Source organism: Sphingomonas sp. Leaf23 (genome assembly GCF_001421585.1).
Taxonomy (GTDB): Bacteria; Pseudomonadota; Alphaproteobacteria; order Sphingomonadales; family Sphingomonadaceae; genus Sphingomonas.
The window spans coordinates 111,915-130,507 of the sequence record NZ_LMKR01000004.1; the positions used below are offsets into that span (position 1 = coordinate 111,915).

Annotated in this window: 21 protein-coding genes; 8 read left to right on the forward strand and 13 right to left on the reverse strand. The window is 66.3% G+C overall.

Annotated elements, in window-relative coordinates:
• Window positions 1–96 precede the first annotated feature (96 nt).
• A complete protein-coding gene (locus tag ASE67_RS12940; protein WP_055762025.1) occupies window positions 97–774 on the forward strand; it encodes an OmpA family protein in 678 nt (225 codons plus the stop codon).
• Between the two features lie 133 nt (window positions 775–907).
• Here ASE67_RS12940 and map read toward each other — a convergent pair whose 3' ends face one another.
• The 4 genes from map to ASE67_RS12960 are packed head-to-tail and all read right to left on the reverse strand — an operon-like array spanning window position 908 to window position 2,652.
• The gene (map, locus tag ASE67_RS12945) at window positions 908–1,681 is read right to left on the reverse strand and encodes a type I methionyl aminopeptidase (RefSeq protein WP_055762872.1); all 774 of its coding nucleotides are present in this window, start codon (window positions 1,679–1,681) and stop codon (window positions 908–910) included.
• A gap of 1 nt (window position 1,682) precedes the next feature.
• Window positions 1,683–1,880 (reverse strand): ParD-like family protein, encoded by a 198-nt coding sequence (locus ASE67_RS12950; RefSeq protein ID WP_055762875.1) that lies wholly within the window; start codon window positions 1,878–1,880, stop codon window positions 1,683–1,685.
• A gap of 48 nt (window positions 1,881–1,928) precedes the next feature.
• On the reverse strand, window positions 1,929–2,363 hold the full coding sequence (locus ASE67_RS12955; RefSeq protein ID WP_055762878.1) for a nucleoside deaminase: 435 nt from the start codon (window positions 2,361–2,363) through the stop codon (window positions 1,929–1,931).
• Window positions 2,364–2,421: 58 nt separating this feature from the next.
• The gene (locus ASE67_RS12960) at window positions 2,422–2,652 is read right to left on the reverse strand and encodes a hypothetical protein (protein WP_055762028.1); all 231 of its coding nucleotides are present in this window, start codon (window positions 2,650–2,652) and stop codon (window positions 2,422–2,424) included.
• Window positions 2,653–2,815: 163 nt separating this feature from the next.
• On the opposite strand from ASE67_RS12960, the gene rpmB reads away from it, so the two are divergent.
• Window positions 2,816–3,118, forward strand: coding sequence for a 50S ribosomal protein L28 (gene rpmB / locus ASE67_RS12965; protein ID WP_055762031.1), 303 nt, complete (start codon window positions 2,816–2,818; stop codon window positions 3,116–3,118).
• 163 nt (window positions 3,119–3,281) lie between these two features.
• On the opposite strand, the gene ASE67_RS18745 is transcribed toward rpmB, so the two are convergent.
• From ASE67_RS18745 to ASE67_RS12980, 4 genes are all read right to left on the reverse strand, one after another.
• Window positions 3,282–3,404, reverse strand: coding sequence for a hypothetical protein (locus tag ASE67_RS18745; RefSeq protein ID WP_268795375.1), 123 nt, complete (start codon window positions 3,402–3,404; stop codon window positions 3,282–3,284).
• Window positions 3,405–3,511: 107 nt separating this feature from the next.
• Window positions 3,512–3,988 carry a YcxB family protein gene (locus ASE67_RS12970; RefSeq protein ID WP_055762035.1) on the reverse strand — a complete coding sequence of 159 codons (477 nt, stop codon included), beginning with the start codon at window positions 3,986–3,988 and terminating at the stop codon, window positions 3,512–3,514.
• A 137-nt stretch (window positions 3,989–4,125) separates the two neighbouring features.
• Complete coding sequence (locus ASE67_RS12975) at window positions 4,126–5,292, reverse strand: nucleotide sugar dehydrogenase (protein WP_055762038.1); 1,167 nt, start codon at window positions 5,290–5,292, stop codon at window positions 4,126–4,128.
• 124 nt (window positions 5,293–5,416) lie between these two features.
• Window positions 5,417–6,388 (reverse strand): esterase-like activity of phytase family protein, encoded by a 972-nt coding sequence (locus ASE67_RS12980; protein WP_055762041.1) that lies wholly within the window; start codon window positions 6,386–6,388, stop codon window positions 5,417–5,419.
• A 70-nt stretch (window positions 6,389–6,458) separates the two neighbouring features.
• Between ASE67_RS12980 and dapE the strand changes: the two genes are divergently transcribed.
• A complete protein-coding gene (gene dapE / locus ASE67_RS12985) occupies window positions 6,459–7,625 on the forward strand; it encodes a succinyl-diaminopimelate desuccinylase (protein ID WP_055762044.1) in 1,167 nt (388 codons plus the stop codon).
• Here the strand turns inward: dapE and ASE67_RS12990 are convergent.
• Window positions 7,610–8,590 (reverse strand): NAD-dependent epimerase/dehydratase family protein, encoded by a 981-nt coding sequence (locus ASE67_RS12990; RefSeq protein WP_055762048.1) that lies wholly within the window; start codon window positions 8,588–8,590, stop codon window positions 7,610–7,612. The two genes, dapE and ASE67_RS12990, sit on opposite strands and share 16 nt — an antisense overlap.
• Before the next feature lie 65 nt (window positions 8,591–8,655).
• The gene (locus ASE67_RS12995) at window positions 8,656–9,123 is read right to left on the reverse strand and encodes a hypothetical protein (RefSeq protein ID WP_156348611.1); all 468 of its coding nucleotides are present in this window, start codon (window positions 9,121–9,123) and stop codon (window positions 8,656–8,658) included.
• Window positions 9,124–9,430: 307 nt separating this feature from the next.
• Between ASE67_RS12995 and ASE67_RS18620 the strand changes: the two genes are divergently transcribed.
• On the forward strand, window positions 9,431–10,813 hold the full coding sequence (locus ASE67_RS18620) for a sugar transferase (RefSeq protein WP_055762053.1): 1,383 nt from the start codon (window positions 9,431–9,433) through the stop codon (window positions 10,811–10,813).
• A gap of 86 nt (window positions 10,814–10,899) precedes the next feature.
• On the opposite strand, the gene ASE67_RS13005 is transcribed toward ASE67_RS18620, so the two are convergent.
• The 3 genes from ASE67_RS13005 to ASE67_RS13015 form a co-directional block, all read right to left on the reverse strand.
• Window positions 10,900–12,273 (reverse strand): HlyD family type I secretion periplasmic adaptor subunit, encoded by a 1,374-nt coding sequence (locus ASE67_RS13005; RefSeq protein ID WP_055762056.1) that lies wholly within the window; start codon window positions 12,271–12,273, stop codon window positions 10,900–10,902.
• A 4-nt stretch (window positions 12,274–12,277) separates the two neighbouring features.
• Window positions 12,278–14,035 carry a type I secretion system permease/ATPase gene (locus tag ASE67_RS13010; protein WP_055762059.1) on the reverse strand — a complete coding sequence of 586 codons (1,758 nt, stop codon included), beginning with the start codon at window positions 14,033–14,035 and terminating at the stop codon, window positions 12,278–12,280.
• 87 nt (window positions 14,036–14,122) lie between these two features.
• Window positions 14,123–15,043 (reverse strand): glycosyltransferase family 2 protein, encoded by a 921-nt coding sequence (locus ASE67_RS13015; RefSeq protein WP_055762062.1) that lies wholly within the window; start codon window positions 15,041–15,043, stop codon window positions 14,123–14,125.
• 286 nt (window positions 15,044–15,329) lie between these two features.
• Here ASE67_RS13015 and ASE67_RS13020 point away from each other — a divergent pair, with 286 nt between their 5' ends.
• From ASE67_RS13020 to ASE67_RS13035, 4 genes are all read left to right on the forward strand, one after another.
• Window positions 15,330–16,109, forward strand: a complete 780-nt coding sequence (locus tag ASE67_RS13020; RefSeq protein ID WP_162236349.1) for a WecB/TagA/CpsF family glycosyltransferase — start codon at window positions 15,330–15,332, stop codon at window positions 16,107–16,109.
• On the forward strand, window positions 16,109–17,185 hold the full coding sequence (locus ASE67_RS13025) for an acyltransferase family protein (RefSeq protein ID WP_055762068.1): 1,077 nt from the start codon (window positions 16,109–16,111) through the stop codon (window positions 17,183–17,185). The genes ASE67_RS13020 and ASE67_RS13025 overlap by 1 nt, the downstream gene beginning before the upstream one ends.
• Complete coding sequence (locus tag ASE67_RS13030) at window positions 17,182–18,096, forward strand: glycosyltransferase family 2 protein (protein ID WP_055762071.1); 915 nt, start codon at window positions 17,182–17,184, stop codon at window positions 18,094–18,096. The genes ASE67_RS13025 and ASE67_RS13030 overlap by 4 nt, the downstream gene beginning before the upstream one ends.
• Window positions 18,097–18,200: 104 nt before the next feature.
• A complete protein-coding gene (locus ASE67_RS13035; protein ID WP_055762074.1) occupies window positions 18,201–18,461 on the forward strand; it encodes a spike base protein, RCAP_Rcc01079 family in 261 nt (86 codons plus the stop codon).
• The last annotated feature ends 132 nt before the right edge of the window (window positions 18,462–18,593 follow it).

The window sequence follows — 18,593 nt, forward strand, 5'->3', positions numbered from 1 at the left end:
TGCGTCAGGAACCGTTCAAAACGGCTGCGGAACAAGTGGCGCGTTGCCCGGTTTTTTCGGGCAGGACACAAAATCGGATACGTTGGAGAATAGCATATGGCGAAAGGCTCGAAATTCTGGATCGCAGGCGCGCTGTCGGCGGCGATGCTGACCGGCGGTTGCGTGACCGACCCGGAAACCGGCGAGCGCAGCATCTCGCGCGCGGCGATCGGCGGCATCGGCGGCGCGGTCGGCGGCTATCTGCTGGGCGACCTGGTCGGTGGCCGGCGCGACCGGACCGAAAAGATCCTGGGTGCCGGCATCGGCGGCCTCGCCGGTGCAGGCATCGGCGCGTATATGGACAAGCAGGAGCGCGATCTGCGCGCCCGCACCGCCGGCACCGATGTCGAAGTGACGCGGCGTGGCGACGACCTGGTGCTGAACATGCCTGCCGGAATCACGTTCGCCTATGACAGTGCCAATGTGCAGCCGCAGTTCCGCTCGACGCTGGATCAGGTTGCCGACGTGCTGCGCGACTACAACCAGACCTATATCGACGTGTACGGCCACACCGATTCGACCGGATCGGACGCGTATAACCAGACGCTGTCGGAACGCCGCGCATCGTCGGTTGCAACCTATCTGACGTCGCGTGGCGTGCAGTCGGCCCGCATCGGCACGCGCGGTTTTGGCGAGACCCAGCCGATCGCGTCGAACGAAACCGAGGAAGGCCGCGCCGAGAACCGCCGCGTCGAGATCAAGATCGTGCCGATCGAGCAGGATCAGCTGCGGTAAGCCATCACTAGTTTGGCCCTCTTCGTCACCCCGGACTTGATCCGGGGTCCCGCTTCTCTCGCGACGGTGGAGAAAGAAGCGGGACCCCGGCTCAAGGCCGGGGTGACGGTTCTTATGCGGTTACGCCCACCGATCAAAAGCGGCGCGGCGGCGTCTCGTCGCTACGCAGCGTCAGCACCTCCACCCCGGTCGCGGTCACCGCGACGGTGTGTTCGAACTGCGCCGACAGCTTTCCGTCGGCGGTGACGACGGTCCAGTCGTCGTCCTCCTGCACCACCTTGCGTGATCCCTGATTGACCATCGGTTCGATGGTGAAGGTCATCCCCTCGTGCAGCACCGCGCCGGTGCCGGGACGGCCGAAGTTCAGGACCGAAGGCTCCTCGTGCATTTCCCGGCCAATGCCGTGGCCGCAATATTCGCGCACCACGCTATAGCCCTGTTTCTTCGCATGGCGTTCGATCGCCGCGCCGATGTCGCCCAGCCGCGCGCCGGGGCGGACCTGTGCGATGCCGGCCCACATCGCGCCCTGCGCCGCCTGTACCAGCCGCCGCGCCTGCGGAGAGACGCTGCCGACCAGATAGGTCTTGGACGAATCGGCGATGAAGCCGTCCTTTTCCAGCGTGATGTCGAGGTTCACGATATCGCCGTCCCTCACGATCGCCGCCGCATCGGGCACGCCGTGACACACCACGTCGTTGATCGAGCTGTTGAGGACATAGGCAAAGCCATATTGCCCCTTGCTCGCCGGGCGCGCGGCGCAGTCGTCGACGATGAAGCGTTCGACCAGATCGTTGATCGCGAGCGTCGACATGCCGGCCAGCGGCTGGCGGTCGAGCATCTCGAACACGGATGCGAGCAGCCGGCCCGACACACGCATCAGGTCGAGTTCGGCGGGGGACTTCACCATGTCAGGCGGCGACCGCACGCACCTGCGCGGCGGCGAGGCGGCTGCGGACAATCTGGTTGAACGACAGGTCGGGATTGGCCTCGGCGATCATGCCGATCGTCATCCAGAATTCGGCCTGTGCGTTGATCGAGCGGCACAGCACCCCGCTCGCCCGCCGCACTTCCTCGTGCAGCGCGTTGTCAATCTTCACGATACCCATCGCCATCCTTTCGATATACGAACCATATATGATCCGTATATCGCGTGGTCAAACGCCGCGTCGGTTGGCGAAGAAATTGCGCAACAGCGCCGCCGATTCGGCCTCGGCGATGCCGGGATAGATGTCGGGGCGATGGTGGCAGGTCGGCTGGGTGAAGAAGCGCGGGCCATGCTCGACCGCCCCGCCCTTCGCATCGGGCGCGCCATAATAGAGCCGGGCGATGCGGGCATGCGCGATTGCACCAGCGCACATCGCGCACGGCTCCAGCGTCACCCAAAGGTCGCAATCCTCCAGCCGGTCGCGGCCAAGCGCCTGCGCGGCGGCGCGAAGCGCCAGGATTTCGGCGTGAGCGGTCGGATCGGCCAACGCGCGCGGCGCGTTGGCGGCGGTGGCGATCACTTGGCCCTGCCGCATCACGACCGCGCCGACCGGTACCTCGCCCGAATCGGCGGCGGCGCGGGCGGCGGCAAGCGCGTGGCGCATCGGGGCGGCATCGAACATGCCGCCTCCCTTGCCAGCACCCGCCGCCGTCAGCCAGTTGTTACTGGCCGGCGGGCTTTTCGACCTTGATCGCCGGCACCTCTACCGATTTGTTGACGGTGCCGACCTCGACCTTGCCGACCTCGACGTCGAATTTGGGTGCCTGCCCGCCCTCTAGCTTCACCTGCGGCAACGCGGCGCGCTGCGTCTGGTCGATGTTGATGAAATTGAACGCCATCAGCCCTGCGACGATCAGCACGACCACGCCCAGCAGCCCCAGAAATCCGCGCATCTACCGTCTCCCGATCTTGTCATCGTCTGAATCGTTGCCGTAACAACGCAGTCGTGGCGGCGCGGGTTGCACGCGTGCCCTTGTGGTTGACGCGGACGCCGTTCGACGCTATCCGCGCCGTCTTTCCGGGGCATGTGTCCCGACACAGAATCAGGATCATATCATGTCGCGCATCTGCGAGCTGACCGGCAAGGGCCGGCAGGTGGGTCACAATGTTTCCCACGCCAACAACAAGACCAAGCGCACGTTCCTGCCGAACCTGCAGAACGTCACGCTGATGTCGGAAGCGCTGGAGCGCTCGATCCGCCTGCGCGTGTCGACCCACGGCCTGCGTTCGGTCGAGCATGTCGGCGGCCTCGACAACTGGCTGCTGAAGACCAGCGACGACGACCTGTCGCTGCGTGCCCGCCGCCTGAAGCGCGACGTGAAGAAGAAGGCCGCCGCGGCAACCGCCGCAGCCGCCTGATTCGGTCACGCCGGTTACAAGACGGACCCGCCGGGGCGCTGCATAGCGACCCGGCGGGTTTTGTCGTGGGCGGTGCCTGACAGATTTTTCCCATTGAAAGCGGCGGGCTACTCGCGCCAAGCCTCTCCGACCGAGGTGCGCAGGAACGGCGCCGGCAGGGTCGTCAGTGCGACCCGACCCACAGGCCGACGGCATAGGCCGCGCGCGGACCATATTCGAACGCGGTGCAGATACCGGCCAGCACCAGCGCAACGTTGCCCCAGCGTTCTAGTCGTTGCCGCATCATCCACTGCCTCCTTGTCCGACCTCGCCAGCCTAGCGGTCAGTATCGACGCGGGCAATCGACGCCGCCGCGGCGGTTTGTGACAGCAGCACAGGACAGCGGGGAGCGGCTCAACCGCCGTGCGCCGCGTCGACCTGCGCGCGCACGAATCGTTCGAACGCTAGCCGAGCCTCGTCGCTTGCGAACGCGCGGGCGGGCACGATCAGCCCGTTGAAATCCGACCGCCGGATCACGAGCGTCCCGTCGACCGATTCGATCGCCGCAATGTCGCACCACGGTATTGCGGCGTGCCGCCGGCCGATCGAGGTCTGGAGCCCGTCTGCCGTCGCCGAAAGTTCGCGGACTTCCGGGTTGAAGCGCAGCATCGGGTACAGGATGAAGCAGACCAGCGGGATGCAGTTGGCCAGCACGGCGGCCGTCAGGCCAGCCGCTATGGGCCAGTCACGCTCCGACAGATGCGCAAAGAGCAGCGTCGCCAGCACCACGAAGACCGCCAAGTGCGCCTTCCACATCCGTTGCCGCCACAACCGCCAGTAATAGCGCCACACCTCCGCGCGGGTGGACGCATAGTGGATGTGCATGGCCATGGTCCGAAGGTGCGGCATCATGCCACCAGCCGCAACGACCGGCTTCCCGTCGAGATTGCGTTGCGGGGCACGCCCCCTCCACCAGCTGCGCTGGTCCCCCTCCCCGTACCGGGGAGGAGATTACGCCTAGTCCGGCCTCAATCCGACCCGAAAATATCCCGCGTGAACAGCTTGTCGCCGATATCGCCCAGTTCGGGGGCGGCGCGGTTGGCGATGATGACGTCGCACTCGGCCTTGAACGCGCCCAGGTCCTTCACCACGCGCGATCCGAAGAAATTGTCCTCGTGGAGCGAGGGTTCGTACACGACGACCTCGATCCCCTTGGCCTTCACCCGCTTCATGATCCCCTGGATCGACGACTGGCGGAAATTGTCCGATCCGGCCTTCATCGTCAGGCGATAGACGCCGACGCGCTTCGGGCGGCGGGCGATGATCTGGTCGGCCAGGAAATCCTTGCGCGTGCGGTTCGCGTCGACGATCGCGCGGATCAGGTTCTGCGGCACCTCGGAATAGTTCGCCAGCAGCTGCTTCGTGTCCTTGGGCAGGCAATAGCCGCCATAGCCGAAGCTGGGGTTGTTGTAGTGCATGCCGACGCGCGGATCGAGGCCGACGCCTTCGATGATCTGCTTCGTGTCCATGCCGCCGGCAATGGCGTAGCTGTCGAGTTCGTTGAAGAAGGCGACGCGCATCGCGAGATAGGTGTTGGCGAACAGCTTGATCGCCTCCGCTTCCCGCGAATCGGTGAACAGGACGGCCACATCCTTCTTTTCCGCACCCTGCAGCAGCAGGTCGGCAAAGATGCGCGCGCGGTCGGAACGTTCGCCGACGATGATCCGCGACGGGTGGAGATTGTCGTACAGCGCGCGACCTTCGCGCAGGAATTCGGGGCTGAAGACCACGTTCGGCGCGTTCAGCCGCTGACGCACATCGTCGACGAAGCCGACGGGGATGGTCGACTTGACGATGATCGTCGCCTGCGGGGCGGCAGCCGCCGCTTGGCGGATGACCGCTTCGACCGAGCCGGTATTGAACTTGTCGGTTTCGACATCGTAATTGGTCGGGGTGGCGACGATCACATAGTCCGCGCCGGCCAGTGCCTGCGCCGCATCGGTCGTCGCGGTCAGGTTGAGCGTGCGCTCGACCAGGAAGCGTTCCAGCTCGGCATCGACGATCGGTGACTTGCGGTCATTGACCAGCGCGACGCGGTCTTCCGAAATGTCGACGGCAACGACGTCGTTATGCTGTGCCAGCAGGACGGCGTTGGACATGCCGACATAGCCCAGGCCAAAAACCGCGATCTTCATTCGAACCATCCCCGCTATGCCGCACACGGCCGCCATGCGCCCGTTAGCCCCCCGCACCCCCGTGCGGCAACCCTTGCTGCAGCACAGCATAGGTTCGCGCGCCGGTTCGCGCCAGTGTGGACGCTCAATACGCCAAAGCGAATTTCAGCAGGTAGGTCCGCTGGAACATCGACTGGTTGTCGTCGGACACCATCCACAGGATCATCCGGCCGCCTTCACGGGTCAGCGCGATCCCTTCGAAATTGTCGTGGAGGACGGGGCCCTTGAAGATCGCGACGGTCTTGCCCTTCACGCCCTCCCCCGGTTTCAGGTTGCGGATGTCGGCGACCTGCAACTGCACGATGAAGAAGTCGTGGATGTTGGCGCTGCGAGTCAGCACCAGCAGCCGCCCGTCGGGCAGCGCCGCCGCGTCCGACACGGCATAGTGCAGCGGCGGGTAATAGTGGAAGACGCTGGGCCGTGCGCCGGCCACGGTCGGATCGCCACCATGAAAGCGCAGCGCGACGAAGCCCCATTTGCCCGGCGACAGATACGCCTCGCTCATCACCACGACCGATTTGTCGGGCATCAGCGCCATCGCCTCGGCCCCGCTATTGTCGGACCATCGCTTCATCAGCGGCGGTGCGGCATGGGCGACGGGGCGCAGGGTGCGGTCGAACCGCCAGACCTGATTATGCCGTTCATAGCCGACCAGCATGTCACCGTTCGGCAGCAGGGCGAGCGATTCGGTATCGCGGTCGCGCTTTTCCCAACCGGTGCCGGGACCGGCCAGTTCGGTGACCTGCGGATCGCGGACATGCCAATCGGCCCCCATGCGAAACCGCACCAGCGAGCCGCCATCCGACAGCAGGGTAAAGCGATCGCCATCGACATGCAGCGCCGAAAAGCCGCCGAACGCCGGGTCCGATGCCTGCAGTTCGACCCCGCCGAGATAAGTCAGGACGCCGTTCTTCACCCGTTTCGGATCGTCAGGGAACAGCGCGACCGGCCTGCTGTGGATGACCGGCGTGCCGCGATACAGCGGAAGCCGTTCGCTGCCCGCCCAGCTCGGGACCAGCAGCAGCACGGCAAGACAGACCAGCAGGACACGCAACATCGCTCTGCCTCTACCCCATCATGTCGTGGGCGACAGTAGCCATTTTTCGCAATTGCGGTACAGCGCGCCGATGCACAGCGCGGAAGAAGGATCGATGCCGGTGGTGGATGTCGTGGATCTGGCGGCACGATTGATCGCGTGCGACAGCGTGACCCCGGCGACGGGCACGGTGTTCGACGTGCTGGAGGCGGCGCTGGTGCCGCTGGGCTTCGCGGTCGACCGGTTCGTGGTGGGCGAGGCGCCCGACGGCCCGGTCGAAAACCTGCTGGCGGTGCGCGGGAACGGCGGGCGGCATGTCGCCTTTGCCGGCCATGTCGACGTGGTGGCCCCCGGCCCCGGCTGGACCAGCCCGCCCTTCGCCCCCGAACGGCGCGATGGATTGCTGTTCGGGCGCGGCGCGGTCGACATGAAGGGCGCTGTCGCCGCCTTCGTCGCTGCCGCCGGGCGGGTGCCGGCCGATGCGGGGACGATCAGCCTCATCATCACCGGCGATGAGGAAGGACCGGCGATTTATGGCACCCGTGCGCTGATCGATCGGATGGCGGCACGCGGCATCGCGCCCGACCTGTGCCTGGTGGGCGAGCCGACCTCGCAGCAGCGGCTGGGCGACATGGTGAAGATCGGGCGGCGGGGATCGGTTAATATCTGGATCGACGTGCCCGGACGGCAGGGGCATGTCGCCTATCCCCACCTTGCCGACAATCCGATCCCGAAGCTGGTCGCGGCATTGGCAGCGATCGAGGCGGTCGTGCTGGATACCGGCAATGCGTGGTTCCAGCCGTCGAATATCGAGGTGACCGACATCACCGTCGGCAATCCCGCCACCAACGTCATCCCCGGCCATGCCGCCGCACGCCTGTCGATCCGGTTCAACGACGAACATCGTGGCGCCGAACTGGTCGAGCGGATCACCGTGATCGTCCACGCCCATGCGCCCGAGGCGCGGGTCGAGGGGCGGATTTCGGGCGAGGCGTTCCTGACCCAGCCGGGCGCGTTTTCCGCGCTGGTCTCGGCAGCGATCGGGCGGCACACCGGGCTGACGCCCGAATTGTCGACGACCGGCGGCACGTCGGATGCGCGGTTCCTGTCGCGGCTGTGCCCGACGGTCGAATTCGGGCTGCTGAACGCAACGATGCACAAGATCGACGAGGCGGTGGCGGTGGGCGACCTGATCGCGCTGGTCGATATCTATGCCGATATCGCGCTGGCCGCGCTGGCGGATCAGCCGGCGCGGTAATAGTCGCGATACCACGCGACGAAACGCGCCAGCCCCTCGGCCAGCATCACCTTTGGCCGGTATCCGGTCAGCGCGTGGAGCCGCGAGACGTCGGCGAAGGTCACGGGGACGTCGCCGGGCTGCATCGGGCGCATCTGCTTGATCGCGTCGCGACCCAGCGCCGATTCGAGCGTCGCGATCATTTCCATCAGCGATACCGGATGGCTGTCGCCGATGTTGAGCAACCGGTGCTGCCCGGCGTCGGGCGCATGGTCCAGCGCGCCGACCACCCCGTCGACGATATCGTCGATATAGGTGAAGTCGCGCGCCATGCGGCCTTCGTTGAACACCTCGATCGGTTCCCCGCGCAGGATGCGGTCGGTGAACGAGAAATAGGCCATGTCGGGCCGGCCCCACGGGCCATAGACGGTGAAGAAGCGCAGCCCCGTCTGGGGAAAGCGGTAGAGTTTCGCATAGGCGATGCTCATCAGCTCGCACGACCGCTTCGTCGCGGCATAGAGCGATACCGGCGCGACCGCCGCATCGTCTTCGGAAAAGCCGCGCTCACCCATCTCACGCTCGCCATAGACCGAGCTGGACGAGGCATAGACGAGGTGGACGAAGCCGGGCGCATGGCGACACGCCTCCAGCACCGCCAGATGCCCGGCCAGATTCGCGTGCTGATAGGCAAAGGGATTGTCGATGCTGTGCCGCACCCCGGCCTGCGCCGCGAGATGGACGACGCGCACGATATTGTGGTCGGCGATCAGCTGCGCGATCAGCCCCGGCTCGACGATATCGCCCTGGTGAAAGCGGAAGCCGTCGCGCGCGGTCAGCGTTGCCAGCCGCGCCTGCTTCAGCGCCGGGTCGTAATAGTCGTTGACGATGTCGATGCCGACGACCCGCTCCCCCCGGTCGAGCAACCGGTGGGCGGTGGCATGGCCGACAAAGCCGGCCGCACCGGTAATGAGGACGGGTCCGTTCATGCAGCATCAAATCCCAGAGGCGAAGGCGATCGATTGCCCGTCCCATGGGCAGGATGCAACGCCCGTCAGCGCAGCAGCAGCGCCGCCACCGCGCCGAGGACGACCCAGCCGCCGATCCCGACGCCGACCGCCGCCGCGACCTGTTGCCGCGGCGACAGCTTCCTGCCGTGGCTCGACGATGCCTGCGTACCCACGGCCATGCCCTGCAACCGGACGACATTGCCCTGGCTGGCGCTGGTGACCGCGCCGGGTGGCAGGCGCTGGATGAATTCACAGCCATAGCCGACCGTGCTGGAGCGCACGACCCGCGCGGTTACCGCGCCGATCCCGGCAAGGCCCAGCTCAACACGCTGGTCGGCGGTGAGCACCACGTCGCTTTCGATCAGACACCCATCGCGGGTCAGATCGACAAGCGTAACCGGGATCGAGGTGTGTGCGTCGATCCGCAATACGGCGGAGCGCTGAATCCCGACGCGTTCGTCGATGCGACGATCGCTAGTGGACGCGGTAACGGACTGGGCGGGTTGCGGCACGACGTTCCCCAAATTGGCTGACCTGCCAAGATGTAGGGCGAAGTGCTTACGAAAGGGTTGTCGCTAAGCGATTCCCGGTCGACAAAAATGCAGGTGTCAGGTCGGTCGTGCCGCCTGCTTGTGCCCTAGTCGTGGTTATCAAATGGTTAACGTCCGATTCTTGGAATCAGGCATCGGGTCGTCGGACATTAATGTCGGATCACGGCGAATATTATGTTCGCAGTTGCGGAACGCTGTGGCTATCGGGTAGCAGCACGAAAAGGTTCGACCGGTCACACCGGCATCGACAAGGGAAGCCTCTGACAACATGGACGCGCGATTGGTCAATCCTGCAGGGACGGACGAACGGAGCTTTACGGCGTTCTGGGGGCAGCCGCATTCGGTGCGCGTCCGGCTGTACATCGTCATGCTGCTGGTCGATGTCGCCGCGATCGGCATCGGCTTCGCGCTGCCCGCGCTGCTGATGCGGCCCGAGGCGCAATATGTGCCGATGTTCATCGTCGCCGCCGCGATGTATTCGGTGATCGCGTTCAATGCCGGCGCCTTTTCGGTCGGCATCAACGACCGGCTGGCCGTAGAGACCGGCCCGGCGATTCGGTCGCTGCTGTTCACCTACGCGACCTTCTTCCTGATCGCCTATTTCTTTCGCATGGATCGCGACCTGTCGCGGTTGCAGCTGCTCATCACCATGTTTTCCGGGTCGATCCTGCTGATCGTGTTCCGCCAGATCCTGGCCGCCTATGTCCAGCTGCGCCTGCGCTCTAAGCTGGTCTATCAGCTGCTGATCCGCGACCGCGTTCCCGCGAAGATTCCCGACGGGTTCCGCCATTTCGACACCGACACGGTGGGCCTGCGCCCCGACCTGCGCGATCCGGCGATGCTGAACATGTTCAGCAACCTGATCGGCGGGTGCGAGCGCGTGGTCATCGCCTGCCCGTTCGAAGAGCGCAAGGCTTGGGCGATGATGCTGAAGGGCGCCAATGTCCGCGGCGAGATCATCGCGCAGGAAGTCGACCAGTTCGGTGCGCTGGGCGTGTCGAAGCTGGAACGGTCGCCGACGCTGCTGGTGTCGGTCGGCCCGCTGCAGCTGCGCAAGGCGATCGCCAAGCGGGCGTTCGACCTGATGTTCTGCATCCCGGTCCTGATCCTGCTGGCACCTGCACTGCTGATGGTCGCGCTGGCGATTAAGCTCGACAGCCGGGGGCCGGTGCTGTTCCGCCAGCGCCGGGTAGGTCAGGGCAATGCTTTCTTCAACATCCTGAAGTTCCGCAGCATGCGCACCGACATGAGCGACGCCAGCGGCAGCCAGTCGACCCGGCGCGACGACGACCGCATCACCCGCGTCGGCTATTTCATCCGCCGCACCAGCATCGACGAACTGCCACAGCTGTTCAACGTGCTGCTGGGGCAGATGAGCATCGTCGGCCCCCGTCCGCACGCGCTCGGCTCGCTGGCAGGCGAGCGGCTGTTCTGGGACATCGACGAACGCTACTGGCACCGCCACGCGCTGAAGCCCGGCATCACCGGCCTGGCGCAGGTGCGCGGCTTCCGCGGCGCCACGCACCAGGAAGAGGATCTGACCGGGCGGTTGCAGGCCGATCTGGAATATATCTCGAAATGGTCGTTCTGGCTCGACCTGACCATCGTCGTCATGACGCTGAAGGTGCTGGTCCACAAGAACACCTATTGAGCGCCGTCAGGCACCGTCGGGAAAACGAAAACGCCGCCCGCTCCGACAGGGAGCGGGCGGCGTTTTCGCGTTCCGGGGTGGGTGGATCAGCGCTGGGTGAACATGCCCCCGCTGCGCGAGAGCAGCGGCCCCAGCACGAAGTCCAGCGCGCTGCGCGACTGGGTGGGGATCATCACCTCGACCGGCATGCCGGCACGAACCCCGCCTGCGAAATTGCCCGATCGTACCGCCGCCTGCGCCGCCGCCGGCGACACCCGCACCGTCGCGACATAATAGGAGGCGCCGGTGCGATCGTCCTGCACGCTGTCGGCCGACACCCGCGCGACCACCGCGTCGAGCGGCGGCAGCGTCTGCATCCCCGGCCCGACCATGCGAACCCGTGCGGCCTGCCCGGTGCGCAGGTCGGCGGCTTCGTTGATCGGCACGCGCATTTCGACCGCCATGACACGCGCGTCGGGCACGATTTCGAACAGCGAGGCACCCGCGGCGACCACCGATCCGGGCACCGGCAGATGGGTGGCGGATACGGTGCCGGCGATCGGGGCATGCACCGTCATCCGCTGCAATTCGGCCCGTGCCGCACGCCAGCCCGGCAACACGGTGTCGAGTTCGGTGCGGGCAAGGCGCAGCCGGTCGGCGGCGGCGGCCATGCGTTCGTTGCGCATCTGCTGCAACTGCAATCGCGTCTCCCCCACCTGGGTCCGCAACCGGGCAATGTCGGCACGGCTGCTGCCCGCCGCGCCACCCAGATCGGCGACCGAGCGCTGCAGCGCCAGCAGCCGGGTGCGGGTCGACAGCCCCTTTTCGTACAACCGCTGATATCCCGACAGCTCGTCGCGGCTGAGCGCTTCCTGCTCCCGCAGCGAGGCGAGGCGTTCGCCGACGCCATCGATCTGGTGCGCGATCTGGCGCGAACGGTCGGCCATCACGCCGGCTTCGGAGCGTTGCAGCGCGCGTTCGGCGTTCAGCTGCGCCTGTTGCGCGGCCAGTGCCGCTGCCGCCTGGGTCCGGTCGTCGCCCTGCAAGGCCGCGAAGGCGGCGGGCGCGGGCACGCGCGATTCGCCGCGCAGGTCGGCCTCCAACCGGGCAATCTCCGCCTGTAGCCCCAATGCGCGGGCGGCGAGCGCACGTTCCTGCGCCAGTGCGTCGGACGTGGTGAAATCGATCACCGGCTGCCCGGCGCGCAACGTCGCACCATTGGCGACATGCACCGCGGAAACGATGCCGGCGGCGGGCGCCTGCACGACCTGTCGCGTATCGGCGAGGCGGATCACCCCCTGCCCCACCACCGCGGCATCGAGCCGGCTGGCGACGGCCCAGCCGCCCACCCCCAGCACCAGCACGGCGGCGAGCGCCGCGCCGGCACGCACCTCGCGCCCCGGATCATGGAGCGCGCGGGGTCGGCGCGGCGTGGTCGACGGCGAAGGTCGCAGCCGGTCGATCGTGGTCGAGAAGTCCATGGGGTTACGCCTTTACGAACGAGGTCGGCTGGTCCTGGTCGGGCTTGCGCCGCGACCGCAGCCCGAAGAGCGGCCCGAACCGTTCGATCCGCCCCTGATCGAGCAGCATAAGCCGGTCGGATGCGGCCAGCAGGTCGGGATCGTGGCTGGCGAACAGGATGGTGCGCTGGGCTTGCCGCAGCGACGCCAGCAACCGGGCCAGCGCCTTCTTGCCATCGGTGTCGAGATGCGCGGTCGGTTCGTCGAGGACGAGGATTGCCGGGTTGCCGAACAGCGCGCGCGCCAGCGCGACGCGCTGTGCCTGCCCACCCGACAGGCCGGTACCGCCGACGCCGAGGATCGTGTCATACCCCTGCGGCAGCGCGGCGATCAGATCGTGGGCGCCGGCCGCCTTGGCCGCGCCGATCGCCGCCTCGTCGAGCAGCGCGGTGCCGGCGGCATCGGTCCCAACATAGAAGCGGACGATATTCTCCTTCACCGTGCCGTGGAACAGCACCGGGTCCTGCGGCATATAGCCGATATGCCGGGCCAGGCGGTCGCGATCCCAGTCGGTGCGGCTGATCCCGTCGAAGCGGACATGGCCGACATCGATATCGACCGCGCCGACGATCGCGCGCAGCAGCGTCGACTTGCCCGACCCGCTGGGCCCGGCGATGCCGATCACTTCCCCCGCGCCGATCGCCCCGTCGATCCCCGACAGGATCGGATGCCCGTCGAGCGGCGCTGCGATGCCCAGGCCCTCCAGCGTGATCGCGCCCGTTGGCGCAGGCAGATTGGTACGGTCGGGCGTGTCGGTCGACGGCAGCGCCAGCATCCGGTCCAGCCGGGCATAGGCGATGCGCGCCTGCACGATCGTCTTCCACCCCGCGACCAGCTGGTCGATCGGGGCCAGCGCACGCGCCGTCAGCAGCGAGGCGACAATGATCGCGCTGGCCGAGATCGCATCGTCGACCACCAGCACCGCGCCCAGCGCCAGCGCGCCCGATTGCAGCGCGAGGCGGACGAACTTGATCGCCGCCTGCAGGCTGCTTCCCGCGAAGCTGGCGCGCAGCTGCAACAGGCCCGCGACGCCGCGATCGCGTTCGTGCCGCGCAGCGAGCGTGTCGACCATGCCCAGCGCGCGCACTTCGGACGCATGGGCGACCCCGTGGTTCAGCCGGGCATAGGCAATGCTCTGCGCCTCGCTCGCCTGCTTCATCGGCGCGGCGGTACGCTTTTCATTCAGCCACGCGAGCCCGATCAGCAGCACGCCCGACGCCACCATCGATGCGCCGAGCAGCGGGTGGAGCAGGAAACCGACGAGAATGTAGATCGGGATCCATGGCGCATCGAGCGCGGCGAAGACCGCCGGGCTGGCAATCGACTGGCGCAGCGTGTCGACGTCGCGCATCACCTCGCCCCGTTCCAGCCGCGACAGCGCGGGCTGGCTGAGCGCGATGCGCAGCGCCGGCCCGGCCAATACCCGCTCCGCCTGGACCGAGGCGCGGATGAGCACGCGCGACCGCAGCCATTCGAACACCGCCAGCGCGGCGAGCGCGCCGAGCATCAGGATGCTGAGCGCCGCCAACGTCCCCAGCCCCCGGCTGGGCAGGACGCGATCATAGACCTGCAGCATGTAAAGCGACGGGGCCAGGTACAGCAGGTTGCCGATGGCGCTGAACGACGCCGCCGCGACAAGATGCGTCCGGCACCCACGCAGCGCAATGCTCAGGCGCGAACGCGCAAGCGGCGGGACTTGCCCGGCCGAGGAAACGGGGATCATCCGCAAACTTTCAACAGGCGGACATCGGCATCCGCAGGCCGTCAGCCTAGTTGAAAGTCGTTAATTTTCGCTGATTGCTTGAAGGAATCAGGCGTCGGGCGCGCGCCGCCCGAACAGATAGGCGATCCCGTTGGCCACGCGCTGATAAGCGGTAGTCGGCAACAGCACCTGCGCGCCGACGACCAGCGCCAGCTTGGGTGGATAGGCGCCATGAACCAGCGACTGGAGATACAGCCGCGCACCATACAACCGCCGTGCCCGCGCCGCGCCCCGCGCCGCGTGCCAGCCGCGAAACGCCCAATAGGCGCGTTCCGACACATGGACACCGCGCATCCGGTCGATCCATTGCAGCAGCGGCACATATTTCGGCTGCTTCGACACACGCTGGGGATCGAACACGTCATCGCCGATCGACAGCGCTTCGGGCACATAGACGAACTTCAGCCCGGTCGATGCGCAACGGATTGCGAAATCGGTGTCCTGCGACGACGGCAGCGTCTCGTCGAAGCGGACGCTTCGTGCGACGTGAGTCGGCAGGATCATGGTCGATGTCGGGACCCATCCGCGCGCGCAGAACAGATATTCGTCGATCCGTTCCTCCGCAGCGGGACCGCGTGGCGGCTTCAGCCAGAAGGTGCCGGTGCCGCGGTCCATCGCGATCTGGGTGAACAGCATGCAGTCGCCGGACTGCGCGGCGAGCACGCCGGCGGCATGTTCGAGCTTGTTGGGCAGGAACTGGTCATCGGAGTCGAGCAGTGCGACATGGGGGGCGCGCGCTTCGTCGAACCCCGTGTTGCGTGCCGCACTGGCACCACGATTGGGAGTACGGATATAGCGGAAACGGTCGTCACCCATTGCGTGGATAACCTGTTCCAGCGCTTCGCCGTCCTTCGATCCGTCATCGATCACCAGGCATTCGAAATTCGCCAGGGTCTGCGCCTGCAGCGATTCAAGAGTCGGTCCGATCTTGTCCGCGCGGTTGTACGCAGGGATGACCACCGAGAACATGGGCTGCAAATCCGTCATCCTTCTACCCTAGCGAGACCGTCCGAACGTACAAGTTTCCACCCCTGTCCGCAGCGATTATCCTGTGCCGTGGCCGTGAAGACGGCACCTCCTGCCGCGTTTCGCGCATTACACCGTTCTATGCTGCACCGCAAACTTGATAGTAAACAAATGCTGCATGGGCTATAGCCGCGCGGCTTTCGCCCCATGTGCTTCCATCGGGAAGGCTGGGGCTATTAACAGGGTGGCAGGCGCGATGAACGGCAAGGCAGGGATGGACCGATCCGGTATGGAAACCACACGGATCGCCGGATTTCCGGTAGTTACTGCTGGACGCCAGGCGCTGACCGACCGGATGGCAGCCGATTGCCGACGTGGCCCGGACGGCGCCGGGCGGGGTTCGGTGCTGGTGTTCGACATCAATGGACACGGCATATCGATGGCCGGCACCAATCGCGCCTATCGTGATGCACTGCACCAAGCGGACATGATCCATGCCGATGGCGGGGTGTGGGTCGCCATGTCGAAGCTGACCGGCACGCCGATCGCCGAGCGCAGCGCCACCACCGACATGATGACCGATTTTGCCGAGCGCTGCGAACGCGACGGCCTGTCCTTCTATATTCTGGGCGGCACCGAAGAGGTGAACCAGGCATTCTGCGCCTTCCTGAAGCGCGACTATCCCGGCCTGCGGATCGCGGGCAGCCGCAACGGATATTTCAAGCAGGACCAGGATGCGGAGGTGATCGAGCAGATCGCCGCGGCCAAGCCGGACGTCATCTGGGTCGGGATGGGCAAGCCGCGCGAGCAGCAATTCTCCATCGCGCTGCGGCGGCGGCTGGACCATGGCTGGATCGTAACCTGCGGTGGCTGCTACAATTACTTTGTCGGCGAATATACCCGCGCGCCGCAATGGATGCAGTCATCGAACCTCGAATGGCTGCACCGGATGGCGACCGAACCGCGCAAGTTCGCGTGGCGCTACATCACCACCAACCCGCATTCGCTGGCACTCGGCCTGTGGGATGTCGTGAAGCTGAAGGCGTCCCGATCGAACAAAGTCGGCTGATGCGGGTCGATTCGCTGACCGGCGTGCGCGGTGTCGCTGCGCTGTCGGTCATGGTCTATCACCTGCCGCAGCACAGCGTCTTTGCCGCTTTCCGGCTGCCGCTGTTCGATCGCGCCTATTTGTGTGTCGACCTGTTCTTCGTGCTGAGCGGATTCGTCATGGCGATCGGATATCGCGACCTTGTCGACGCGCGGCCATCGACCACGCGGTATGCCATGTTCCTGCGGCACCGGCTGGCGCGGGTCTTTCCGCTGCACTTGGTCGTCACGTTGGCATTTCTGCTACGCGCGATGGTCAACGTGTCGGGGGATGGCACCTCGGTCAGCGCGGGCGATGTCGGTGCGAACCTCCTGATGATCCAGTCATGGGGGCTGGGCACCACGGCGCTGGCCGGCAACAGCTGGTCGGTCAGCACCGAATGGGTCGCCTATCTGCTGTTCCCGCTTTTGGCGATTGCGGTGCGGTCACCGCTGCGTTGGGGACTGGCGGTCGCGGCCGTCGCGCTACTGGTGCTGGTCGCGACGTCCGGTATCGGGGTGCGGGGATCGATGGACGTCGTGCAGCGTACATCGGTCCTGCCGGTGCTGCGGTGCCTGGGCAGCTTCATCCTGGGTATGCTGGCACAGCGGATCGCCGATCGTCCGGGGGTGCGACGGCTACTGGGGGGTGACGGCGCGTTCGTCGTCATGATCACGTTGATCGCGTTGGCGTTGCTGGTTCCCAACAGCGATCTGATCGTCGTGCTGCTGCTGCCGATCCTGATTCTGTGCTGTTATTACGAAGGGCGGGCGGTGCGGGCGATTCTGGCGAACCGGGTCAGCCTGTGGTTGGGGATCATCTCCTATTCGCTGTATCTCTGGCATCCGTTGCTGCGCGATAGTGCTGCGCGAATCGTCACGATGCTGCACGGTCGGGGCGTGTTTCAGATCGATGCGGTCGCCTATGTCGCACTCATCATCGGCACGATCGCGGTCTGCGCGGCCAGTTATTGGTGGATCGAGCGGCCGGGCCATCGGCTAATCCTGCGACGACAGCGCGACCGTGCCGGATCGCCTGCGCTGGGGATAGCCGCATGACGCATGTCGCCATCGCCGTTCCGACCTTTCGTCGGCCCGATCAGTTGCGCACCCTGCTCACATCGCTGGCGGCACAGATGGATGCGCCGCCGATGACGATCGTCATTGCCGACAACGATCGACAGCGCAGCGAAGGTGTCGCGACCGCCGAAGCGATGGCGGCGGCGGGATATATCCATGCGATCGACGCCTTCGTCGTCGAGACGCCGGGGCTGTGCCATGCGCGCAACGCGCTGGTCGACCATGCCCTTGCGGTGCGCGGGGTGACCCATGTCGCGATGCTGGATGACGATCAGTGGGTGGCGCCGGACTGGCTGGCCAGGCTGCTGGCGTCGCATCGCGCGTACGGCGCGGACATGACCGGGGCACCCGTCCGCTACCAGTTCGATGGCCCCCCGCCGCATTGGAACGATGCGCTGTTCGTGTTCCAGGCCGAGCGGCGCGACGATGGTCCCACGGACATGTTGTTCAGCCTGACCTCGGCGATCGCCGACAGGGCATTGTGGGATTCGACCCCTGCCCCGTGGTTCGACACCCGGTTGAACCAGATCGGCGGAGAAGACCTCGACCTCTACACCCGTTGGGCGGCGGCGGGGCGGCGCTTCGGCTGGACCAACACGACCGAGGTGTTCGAATCGGTCCCGGCGGATCGCACCTCGCTGCGCTGGGCATGGCGGCGGGTCTGGCGGGTCGGCAATACCGATACGATCGTGGCCTGGAACCGGGCCGGCGCGGCGCGGCGGGGGGTGCTGGTGCTGCGGACGCTGGCGATGACCGGGGCGGCGCTGTTGCTCTGGCCGCTGTCGGCGCTTTCCACGCAGCGGCGGCTGACCGCGACCGGCCGGGTGATACGGCAATTCGGTCGGATCGCGGGGCTGACCGGCCACGGCTTCAAGGAATATGGCGGCTAGGCACGCATCGCCCGGAACGCGAAAACCACTTTCCTACAGAAAAATTGTGAACATATAGGGAACGCCTGCCGGCATCATCGGGGTGCCGGCGACGGAGGCGTTTCATGGCATATACCAATCATCCCGACACGGCGAACGGGCCGGCGCTGGCCCCCTATCCCATCGTCCCGAGCGACACCGCCGAACTGCCCGCGTCGCCCAAGGGCATCTATGTCGGCAGCGGCGGCGACGTCACGCTGCGTGGGGTCGAGGGGGCGGCCGATGTCACCTATCGCAACCTGCCTGACGCATCGTACATCGCGGTGCGCGCGCGGTTCATCCGCGCGACAGGCACCACCGCGTCCAACCTGATCGCGGAGGCCTGAACCATGACCGCAAGGCAATCGGGGGCGCAGGGCGGGATCACCGACCGGGCGCTCGACACGAAGCTGGCCACCCGCAACCTGCGGATGCCGGCGAACAACCGGATCGCGGTGTTCGGCCCCAGCCATGCCGCG

Excerpts from the sequence above, each read along its gene's own strand:
- ASE67_RS13010 (WP_055762059.1), bottom strand. The coding sequence starts at position 14,035 with ATGATCCCCGTTTCCTCGGCCGGGCAAGTCCCGCCGCTTGCGCGTTCG.
- ASE67_RS13005 (WP_055762056.1), bottom strand. The coding sequence starts at position 12,273 with ATGGACTTCTCGACCACGATCGACCGGCTGCGACCTTCGCCGTCGACC.
- ASE67_RS18745 (WP_268795375.1), bottom strand. The coding sequence starts at position 3,404 with ATGATGCGGCAACGACTAGAACGCTGGGGCAACGTTGCGCTGGTGCTG.
- rpmB (WP_055762031.1), top strand. The coding sequence starts at position 2,816 with ATGTCGCGCATCTGCGAGCTGACCGGCAAGGGCCGGCAGGTGGGTCAC.
- ASE67_RS13020 (WP_162236349.1), top strand. The coding sequence starts at position 15,330 with ATGGAAACCACACGGATCGCCGGATTTCCGGTAGTTACTGCTGGACGC.
- ASE67_RS13035 (WP_055762074.1), top strand. The coding sequence starts at position 18,201 with ATGGCATATACCAATCATCCCGACACGGCGAACGGGCCGGCGCTGGCC.
- ASE67_RS12940 (WP_055762025.1), top strand. The coding sequence starts at position 97 with ATGGCGAAAGGCTCGAAATTCTGGATCGCAGGCGCGCTGTCGGCGGCG.
- ASE67_RS12950 (WP_055762875.1), bottom strand. The coding sequence starts at position 1,880 with ATGGGTATCGTGAAGATTGACAACGCGCTGCACGAGGAAGTGCGGCGG.
- ASE67_RS12990 (WP_055762048.1), bottom strand. The coding sequence starts at position 8,590 with ATGAACGGACCCGTCCTCATTACCGGTGCGGCCGGCTTTGTCGGCCAT.
- ASE67_RS12975 (WP_055762038.1), bottom strand. The coding sequence starts at position 5,292 with ATGAAGATCGCGGTTTTTGGCCTGGGCTATGTCGGCATGTCCAACGCC.
- ASE67_RS12970 (WP_055762035.1), bottom strand. The coding sequence starts at position 3,988 with ATGGCCATGCACATCCACTATGCGTCCACCCGCGCGGAGGTGTGGCGC.
- ASE67_RS13025 (WP_055762068.1), top strand. The coding sequence starts at position 16,109 with ATGCGGGTCGATTCGCTGACCGGCGTGCGCGGTGTCGCTGCGCTGTCG.
- ASE67_RS12955 (WP_055762878.1), bottom strand. The coding sequence starts at position 2,363 with ATGCGCCACGCGCTTGCCGCCGCCCGCGCCGCCGCCGATTCGGGCGAG.
- ASE67_RS12980 (WP_055762041.1), bottom strand. The coding sequence starts at position 6,388 with ATGTTGCGTGTCCTGCTGGTCTGTCTTGCCGTGCTGCTGCTGGTCCCG.
- dapE (WP_055762044.1), top strand. The coding sequence starts at position 6,459 with ATGCACAGCGCGGAAGAAGGATCGATGCCGGTGGTGGATGTCGTGGAT.
- ASE67_RS13030 (WP_055762071.1), top strand. The coding sequence starts at position 17,182 with ATGACGCATGTCGCCATCGCCGTTCCGACCTTTCGTCGGCCCGATCAG.
- map (WP_055762872.1), bottom strand. The coding sequence starts at position 1,681 with ATGGTGAAGTCCCCCGCCGAACTCGACCTGATGCGTGTGTCGGGCCGG.
- ASE67_RS18620 (WP_055762053.1), top strand. The coding sequence starts at position 9,431 with ATGGACGCGCGATTGGTCAATCCTGCAGGGACGGACGAACGGAGCTTT.
- ASE67_RS13015 (WP_055762062.1), bottom strand. The coding sequence starts at position 15,043 with ATGTTCTCGGTGGTCATCCCTGCGTACAACCGCGCGGACAAGATCGGA.
- ASE67_RS12960 (WP_055762028.1), bottom strand. The coding sequence starts at position 2,652 with ATGCGCGGATTTCTGGGGCTGCTGGGCGTGGTCGTGCTGATCGTCGCA.